This is a genomic window from Micromonospora sp. KC213 (genome assembly GCF_004348325.1).
GTDB lineage: Bacteria > Actinomycetota > Actinomycetes > Mycobacteriales > Micromonosporaceae > Micromonospora.
This window is the reverse complement of the sequence record NZ_SMKF01000060.1, coordinates 22,617-30,281: the sequence shown is the minus strand read 5'-3', so window position 1 is coordinate 30,281 and position 7,665 is coordinate 22,617. Positions and strand designations below refer to the sequence as shown.

The 7,665-nt window shown below is 72.8% G+C and carries 5 protein-coding genes and 1 pseudogene; 2 read left to right on the top strand and 4 right to left on the bottom strand.

What is annotated here, in order from left to right:
* Positions 1–32 precede the first annotated feature (32 nt).
* Together E1166_RS14725 and E1166_RS14720 are read right to left on the bottom strand one after the other, a co-directional pair.
* Positions 33–578: a TIGR00730 family Rossman fold protein gene (locus E1166_RS14725; protein WP_132339309.1), complete on the bottom strand. Its 546-nt coding sequence runs from the start codon at positions 576–578 to the stop codon at positions 33–35.
* Between the two features lie 124 nt (positions 579–702).
* Positions 703–1,521, bottom strand: a pseudogene (locus E1166_RS14720) (TIGR00730 family Rossman fold protein); the annotation flags it as partial.
* A 151-nt stretch (positions 1,522–1,672) separates the two neighbouring features.
* Between E1166_RS14720 and E1166_RS30935 the strand changes: the two are divergent.
* Positions 1,673–1,834 carry a hypothetical protein gene (locus tag E1166_RS30935; RefSeq protein WP_165942624.1) on the top strand — a complete coding sequence of 54 codons (162 nt, stop codon included), beginning with the start codon at positions 1,673–1,675 and terminating at the stop codon, positions 1,832–1,834.
* A gap of 179 nt (positions 1,835–2,013) precedes the next feature.
* Here E1166_RS30935 and dapE read toward each other — a convergent pair whose 3' ends face one another.
* A complete protein-coding gene (gene dapE / locus E1166_RS14715; RefSeq protein WP_132265707.1) occupies positions 2,014–3,087 on the bottom strand; it encodes a succinyl-diaminopimelate desuccinylase in 1,074 nt (357 codons plus the stop codon).
* A gap of 132 nt (positions 3,088–3,219) precedes the next feature.
* Here dapE and dapD point away from each other — a divergent pair, with 132 nt between their 5' ends.
* On the top strand, positions 3,220–4,176 hold the full coding sequence (gene dapD, locus E1166_RS14710) for a 2,3,4,5-tetrahydropyridine-2,6-dicarboxylate N-succinyltransferase (protein WP_132339307.1): 957 nt from the start codon (positions 3,220–3,222) through the stop codon (positions 4,174–4,176).
* Between the two features lie 73 nt (positions 4,177–4,249).
* Here dapD and E1166_RS14705 read toward each other — a convergent pair whose 3' ends face one another.
* Entirely contained in the window at positions 4,250–7,642 is a 3,393-nt protein-coding gene (locus E1166_RS14705) for a S8 family serine peptidase (protein ID WP_243710347.1), read from the bottom strand.
* Positions 7,643–7,665: the final 23 nt, after the last annotated feature.

Sequence of the window (7,665 nt, the reverse complement as noted above, 5' to 3'; positions counted from 1 at the left end):
CACTAACCCCGGCCCGTCCCCCAGCGTGGGGGCTAGGGGAGGTGGGGTTGCAGGGCGTCCAGCGCCTCGGGGACGGTGGCGGCCACCGTGAGCAGGTCGAAGCCGGCCGGTTTGAGGAAGGTCTGGTCGGTCAGGGTGCCGAGCCAGTCGAGCAGGGGCCGGTAGAAACCGTCGGTGTCGACCAGCACCATCGGTTTCGCGTGCAGGGCCAGCGTGGCGGTGGTCCAGACCTCGAAGAGCTCGTCCAGGGTGCCGAGCCCGCCCGGCAGGGTGAGAAACGCGTCCGACTTCTCGATCATGAGCGTCTTGCGGTCCGCCATGCTCGCCGTCACCAGCAGCTCGTCGGAGGCCAGGTCGGCGACCTCCAGGTCGACCAGGGACTGCGGGATGATCCCCAGGGTGCGCCCGCCGGCCGCCCGGGCACCGTCGGCCAGGGCTCCCATCATCCCGACGCAACCGCCGCCGCTGACCACCGTGTGCCCGCGCCGGGCGAGCTCCGCGCCGGTCTCGGCCGCCAGGTCCAGCCACCGCTGATCGAGGGTACGGGAGGACGCGCAGAAAACGCAGATGGCGGCCACCCGCTCAGTCCCCCCGGTTGCCGGCGGCCCGACCCGGCGCGCCCTGCGCCGGCCCGCGCGACCCGTCCTGCGCCGCCCCGTCCTGCGCCACCTCGCGCGGCATGTCCTGCGCCGCCCGCCGGGCGGCCCGCTGTTCGGCGGCGGTCAGAGCGACGGATTCCGCGCGGACCGCCTCCTGCTCGGCGGAGAGGGCCGCCTCGGCCTCGACGATGTGTCGGACGGCGGCGCTGACGTCGTCGGTGAGGCGGATCAGTTCCAGGTCGACAGCACCGATCTTGCCCTCGGCGGCCATGGTGTCGCGCAGCCAGTCGAGCAGTCCACGCCAGTACGTCGTGCCCATCAGCACCACCGGGAACCGGGTCACCTTGCCGGTTTGCACCAGGGTGAGCGCCTCGAACAGCTCGTCCATCGTCCCGAAGCCGCCGGGCAGCACCACGAATGCCTGGGCGTACTTGACGAACATGGTCTTGCGGGCGAAGAAGTACCGGAAGTCGATGGCCAGGTCGACCCACTCGTTGAGGCCCTGTTCGAAGGGGAGTTCGATACCCAGTCCGACGGAGAGCCCGCCGGCCTCACGGGCACCCCGGTTGGCCGCCTCCATCACGCCCGGCCCACCGCCGGTGATCACCGCGTACCCGGCTCGGGCCAGGGCCGCCCCCAGCTCCTCGGCCATCCGGCACTCCGGGCTCTCCGGCCGGCTGCGCGCCGAGCCGAAGACGCTGACCGCGGGCGGGAGGTCGGCCAGGGTGTCGAAGCCCTCGACGAACTCGGAGAGGATCCGCAGCGCGCGCCAGGAGTCCTTGGTCTTCCAGTCGCCGCGGCTGCGCGAGTCCAGCAGCCGCTGATCGGCGGTGCTGTCCGGAATGGCCCCGCGACGCAGTGTGACAGCACCGCGGTGCCGCTCCGGGTCGCGGCCCGGTCGTCTCCCGTTGCTCTGGCTCATGCCAGCCACCGTAGTGGAGTCGCACCTGCGGGGTGGGCCAGGTGACAGGCAGGAAAAAACTCGTGATCTTGGGCAACTATTTCGCTCGCTCGTACGTCTTACTATTCACATACCGGGTATGCCCCGACCGCGCTCTCGGGGAGGAGCCAGCGTGATCAGCAACAACGAGCGGATGCGGATCCGCCGACAGATGCAGCGGCGCATCCGCGACGTGGTGGCCGAGCGCCGCCGTGCACGCGCCCTGGAGTCCGCGCCGGAGCCTGCCTCCGAATCCGCCGACACCACCGACACCTCACTGTTGACCAGCGCCTGACCGGCCTCGTCCGGCCGGCCACCGACCACCACGGGGCCCCGCGGTCGCTGACCGCCGGGGCCTCGCGCCGTCCGTGGGGCAGGTTCGGCCCGGCCGTGGCGGCCGGAGCAAACCGATCCGGGCAGGGAGGGCGGCCGGGCCAGGACGGGTAGCCCGGGCGGGCTTGTCCGCCGCGACGATCAGGCCGGGGCGAGCCAGCGGTGGAGGGTGGCGGCACCGTCGCGGATCTTGGTGATCTCGACATGCTCGTCCCGGTGGTGGGCCAGGTTGGGGTCGCCGGGCCCGAAGTTCAACGCCGGAATCCCCATCGCCGCGAACCGGGCCACGTCCGTCCAGCCCAGCTTGCCGATCGGCGCCGCACCCACCGCGGCGAGGAACTCCTGCGCGGCGGGCGCGCCCAGGCCCGGGGCCGCTCCGGGAGCCGCGTCCGTCACCGCCAGGTCGAAGCCGGCGAAGACCTCGCGCAGGTGCGCCTCGGCCGCCACCGGGTCACGGTCCGGGGCGTACCGGTAGTTGACCTCGATCTCGCACCGGTCCGGAATGACGTTGCCGGCGACGCCGCCGGTGATCCGGACCGCGTTCAGCCCCTCGCGGTAGTCGCAGCCGTCGATGGTCACCCGGCGGGCCTGGTATCCGGCGAGTCGCCGCAGCACCTCACCCGCGCCGTGGATGGCGTTCACCCCGCGCCAGGACCGGGCGGCGTGGGCCCGCTCGCCGTACGTGGTGACGACCGCCCGCATGGTGCCCTGGCAGCCGGCCTCCACGATGCCGTACGTCGGCTCCAGCAACACCGCGAAGTCCGCCTGCAACCACTCCGGGTGCTCCTCGGCCACGAGGGTGAGCCCGTTGTACCTGGACTCGATCTCCTCGGCCTCGTAGAAGAAGTACGTCACGTCGTAGCGTGGGTCCGGCAGGGTGACAGCCAGGTGCAGCGCGAACGCCACCCCCGACTTCATGTCCGAGGTGCCACAGCCGTACATCAGGTCGCCGCGCATGGTCGACGGGAAGTTGCCGTTCAACGGGACGGTGTCGAGATGCCCGGCGAGCACCACGCGGGTGTCCCGCCCCAACTCGGTGCGGGCCATCACCGTGTTGCCGTGCCGGAAGGTCGCCAGGTGTGGCACTCCCCGCAGCACCTCCTCCACGCAGTCGGCGATCGCCTTCTCGTTGCGGGAGACGGACTCGATGTCGACCAGGGCGCGGGTCAGCGCCACCGGATCGGCCAGTACCTCGGGGGTCAGCGGGTTCTGCATGTCTCGCACGGTACCTTCAGGGTCGGCGGGCGCGAGAAGCAAGCGTTCCGGCGCGGCTGGCGTGGGACGCTCCGGCGCGGAGGCCCGCGCGGCGTACCGGCCCGCGCCGTCGACGAGCGAGAGGGAGAGCACGTGACGTCGGAATCCGCCTGGGGTATCGGCCTGGCCACCGTCACCGGTGAGGACCAGGTCCTCGACACCTGGTACCCGACCGGCAAGCTGGGACTCGGCGAGTTGCCGCTGGTCCCCGGGGAGGACCAGGCCGACGTGCTCGACCTGCCGCCCGGCGCGATTGGCGAACGCGCGCTGCCCGGCCTGCGTACGGTCCAGGTGGTCACCGTGATCGGTTCCCTGGACGACCCGATCAAGGACGCCGCCGACGCGTACCTGCGCCTGCACCTGCTCTCCCACCGCATGGTGCGGCCCAACGAGCTGAACCTGGACGGCATCTTCGGCAAGCTGGCCAACGTGGCCTGGACCTCGGCCGGGCCGTGCCCGCCCGAGCGCGTGGACGAGCTGCGGGTGATCGAGCGGGCCGCCGGCCGCCATCTGGCGGTGTACGGGGTGGACAAGTTCCCTCGGATGACCGACTACGTGGTCCCCTCGGGGGTGCGGATCGCCGACGCGGACCGGGTCCGGCTCGGCGCGCACCTGGCCGCCGGGACCACCGTGATGCACGAGGGCTTCTGCAACTTCAACGCCGGCACCCTGGGCACCTCGATGGTGGAGGGCCGGATCGTGCAGGGTGTGGTGGTCGGCGACGGCTCGGACATCGGGGCGGGCGCTTCGATCATGGGCACCCTCAGCGGGGGCGGCACCGAGAAGGTGCGCATCGGCGAACGGAGTCTGGTCGGCGCGAACGCCGGCATCGGCATCTCCCTCGGCGACGACTGTGTGGTCGAGGCCGGCTGTTACGTCACCGCCGGCTCGAAGATCACGTTGCCGGACGGGCGGGTGGTCAAGGCCCGCGAACTCTCCGGCGTCGACGGGCTGCTCTTCTGGCGCAACTCGGTCACCGGGGCGTTGGAGGCGAGGCCGCGTACCGGCCGGGGCATCGAGCTGAACGCCGCCCTGCACGCCAACGACTGACCGGGGCCGGGGCACCCGCCCCGACCCCGGTCACGACCGCCCGACCGGGCCCGCGGGCCCGGTCGGGACCGGCTCACTTCAGGCGGTACGCCTGGATGATCCGGGTGGTCACGGTGTTGCCGTCGGTGTCCTGGGCGGTGGCCCGCAGGGACACGTGTCCGGCGGCGGCCGGGTGCTTGACCACTGCCGCCCAGCCGTGCCGGGGGACCTGCATCACGCCGGCCTTGACCCAGGTCTTCCCCCCGTCGAACGAGGCGTCGACGGTCAGGCTCTTCACCCGGGCCGTACCCGCGCCGTCCTGCCGTCGCACGTCGACCGGGATGGTCAGCGACCGGCCCGCCGGGGCGCTGTTGTCGGCCGCCAGCCGCGGCCGGAAGCCGATCGCCGACACCGGCAGCGCCAGCGGATTCTGGCCGGTGGCGTGCTTGGACCGGAAGGTCCAGGTGGACTCCACCTCGGTGCCCAGGTCACTCAGGCTGCGGGTCGCCGAGACGGTCAGCTTGTAGTCGGCCGCCGCGGCGGGCACCTCGAACTCGCCGTACCCGGCGCCGTCGGTCTCGCCGACCAACTTCCCGTTGCGCCACAGCGCGGTGCGGCCCCTGTCGGTGACCGAGTGGCCGGGGTGGCCGGCGGCGTCGCTGAACATCGGCACCCCGGCGAAGATCAGGTCACCCAGCCGGCCGACGTTCGGGAAGACCCACCGGGTGGGCAGCGCGGAGGGCCCGAGCGGGGCGGCGCCCCAGGTCTCGCCGACCGTCCGCCGCGCCTTGTACGCGGTGGGCGGGGACTCCAGGATCGCCTCGGTGTCCAGCCACCCTTCCGGGCTGGGGCGGCCGAACCGCAACTCGGAGGTCCACCGCATCCTGTTGGTGCTGTAGTGCTCGACGCGCTCGCCCGGCACGTCGGTGGGGAGCACGACGGCCCAGCCGCCCGTGTTGTAGCCGTTGTCCGGGAAGACCGCGCGCTCGGCCTGCAGCCCGGGATAGACGTCGCGGAAGGTGTGCTTGACGGTGGCCAGGTCGGCCTTGCGGTACTTGCGGACGAACCCGGTGGGCACCCGGCCGGGGAACGCCTCGCTCACCGCGTACAGGTACGGGCTGTGCTTGCCGCCCAGCTCGGCCCACTGGCCGTCGATGCTGGAGACGAACCGGTCCGCCGACACGGTGCCGCCGAGCTGCCCGGTGGCCACGTCCTCGAAGGAGTTGGCGAGCAGACCGAACCCGTAGCTGGAGCCGTCGTCGGCCCGGAAGTCGGCGGTGGCCGTGGCCAACGCCGGTTGCGCATCGGCCTGTGGCAGCGCGATCTTCACCGGCGCGGTCCGGCGGACGTCGACGACGATCTCCCGGTCCCGGTCGACCAGCAGTTCGGGCTGGGCCAGCAGGCTGAGCTTGCCAGTCTCACCGTCGGGGTTGGGCTCGAGGAAGAAGCTGCCGAGCCCGTACTTCCCCTTGGGCACCCGCACCTGCCCGACGCCGTCGGGCCCGTCGATTTCGTACACGCTGAAGCTGGTCAGCCCGTAGAGCTGGCTGCTGCCGGCCCCGTCGTGCGCGCCGTCACGGCCGAGGTGCTTGATGGTGACGGTGTAGCTCTCCACCTCGCGGTGCACGGCCATCGGGGTGACCGCGACGGTCGTCCCGCTGCGGGCGAGGACCCGACCGGTCCAGTAGCCGTCGGCGTCGCCGAGCCGGGTGTTCACGGTGACGGTGGTCTCGGCGTGCCCGCCGGCCGGCACGGTGATCCGCTGCACGCCGAGGGTGAACATGCCGCTCGGGGCGGCCTTCCCGTCGGGGCCGCTGGCCTGGACGGTCAGGTCGAGGGTGACCGGGGCCGGGCCGGTGTTGCGCCAGCTCACCGTACGGGTCACCGGCGCGTCGTCGTGGTGCGGCCAGAGCGTACGACCGAAGGACACGCTGGCCGGGTCGCTGGTCACCTGCTGGGTGATCGCCCGGGCCACGTCCACCCGTCCGGCGCCCTGCTGGTACGCCGTCTGCGCCGGGTGTGGCTTGGCCGCGGCCATCAGGGTCGACTTGAGCTGACCGGCCTTCCAGTCGGGGTGCCGCTGGGCGAGCAGCGCCGCCGAACCGGCCACGTGCGGGGTGGCCATCGAGGTGCCGGAGAGGGTGACGTAGCGCTCCCCCACCGGGTCGCCGATCTGGCCGTGCGCCGACCGGGCGGCCACCACGTCCACGCCGGGCGCGGTGATCTCGGGCTTCAGCGCGTCGTCACCGACGCGGGGCCCTCGGCTGCTGAAGTCGGCGAGGTCGTCGGCGCGGTCCACCGCGCCCACGGCGAGCGCGGCATCGGCGCTGGCCGGGGAGCCGACCGCGCCATCAGCGCCGTCGTTGCCGGCGGCGATGACGAAGAGGGTGCCGGTCTGCTCGGTGAGCGTCCCGACCGCCTCTTCCAGCGGGTCGATCTCGGGGGTGTCCATGCCGCCGAGGCTCATGTTGATCACGGCGGCCCGCTTCTCGACGGCCGCCCACTGCATCCCGGCCAGGATCGCGGATTCGGAGCAGCCGGCGTCCTCGCAGACCTTGCCGTCCAGCAGGCTGGCGTCGGGCGCGACGCCCTTGTACCGGCCGCCGGAGGCCGCGCCGCTGCCGGCGATGGTCCCCGCGACGTGGGTGCCGTGCCCGACCGTGTCCCGGCTGTCGTCGACCTCGCTGAAGTTGCGCGCCTCGGCGATCTTGCCGGCCAGGTCGGGGTGGGTGGCGTCGATGCCGGTGTCGAGCACCGCCACGGTCACGCCCTTGCCGGTGAGGCCGGCGGACCAGGCGGCGGGCGCGCCGATCTGCGGAACGGTGTGGTCGAGAGTGGGCTGGCGACGGCCGTCGAGCCAGATCCGCTCGACGCCCCCCGCCGCGCCGAGCCGGGCCCCGGACGGCCCCGTGGTGACGGTGGACCAGACAGCCGCGGTGGAGGACTTGCCGGCGCTGACCGCCGCGCCACCGATGGGCGGCAGGTCCCGCGTCACCCGGGCGCCGGGCAGCGCGGCCACGCCGCGTCGCGCCGCGCCGGAGCCGTACGACACCAGCAGCGGCAGGTCGTCGCGGCGTGCGTCGTCGTAGCCGGCGTCGATCAGGCCGGTGACGTCGAACAGTCGCGGGTCGACCCGGTTGGCCCGGATCAGCGCGACCGCGTCCTGCGGCACCACCGAGAGGTGTCCGCGCTCGCGGCGTACCAGGAACGGCATCTTCTCCCGGCCGGGGCCCGGCTGGACGGAGGTTTTGCCGCCGGCGGTGACGGTGACCCGGTCGCCGGTCAGCAGGGTGACGGTGTGTTTCCCGATCGCGGTCGCCGATGGCACGGCGGGTCGGGCGGCCGGGGAGCCGGCCGGAGCGGCGGCCGACGCGGCGGCGGGCGTGGTCACCGCCAGACCGACCGCGAGGCCGAGTGCGGCCGTTTTCCTTCTTCTCAGGTGCAACGGATCCTCCTCGTCGTGCGTCATCACTGCGGGAAGTCGCATTGACGAGGCTCAGAATTACATAC